Source organism: Mucilaginibacter sp. P4_G9 (assembly GCF_056400985.1).
Genome location: NZ_JBFUKF010000967.1, coordinates 1 through 508, shown reverse-complemented (window position 1 = coordinate 508; position 508 = coordinate 1). Strand labels below are relative to the sequence as shown.

The 508-nt window shown below is 37.8% G+C and carries 2 protein-coding genes; both read left to right on the top strand.

Going from position 1 to position 508, the window contains the following annotated elements; genetic code table 11:
- Positions 1–25 precede the first annotated feature (25 nt).
- Positions 26–91: a RagB/SusD family nutrient uptake outer membrane protein gene (locus tag AC1DPZ_RS28840; protein WP_477409998.1), complete on the top strand. Its 66-nt coding sequence runs from the start codon at positions 26–28 to the stop codon at positions 89–91.
- A 73-nt stretch (positions 92–164) separates the two neighbouring features.
- Positions 165–508 (top strand): FG-GAP repeat domain-containing protein (locus AC1DPZ_RS28835; protein ID WP_477409996.1); only part of this gene is annotated, 344 nt, incomplete at its 3' end.

Genomic DNA, 508 nt, shown 5'->3' with positions numbered 1-508 from the left:
ACAAAAATCTGACAAGACCAGAACATTGTATCCTATCCCGCAACGAGCTGTAGATACTAACCCTAACCTTAAACAAAACGCAGGTTATTAATATATTGAGATTTATTTGATTGAAAAGAACGTAGCGGGTAATTTTCCGCTACGTTTGTTTTTTATAAGTGCTTATGATGTTTTTTAAACGATCTGCCTTTTTTGTTTTATCTATTGGCGTAATGTTGTGCGCCTGTAATAGTGGCCATAAGCCAACTTTGTTCTCTCTACAATCAAATGATGATATAGGTATAAACTTTATAAACCAGTTAAACGACCAGAACCGTACCAACGTATTTACATTTCGTAACTACTACAACGGGGGCGGGGTAGCTATTGGCGATGTAAATAATGATGGACTCAATGATGTTTACCTTACCTCCAACATGGGGGGCAACCAGCTTTATATTAATAAAGGCAACTGGAAGTTTGAAAACGTAACTGCGAAAGCAGGGGTAAAGGGCACCAAATATTGGAG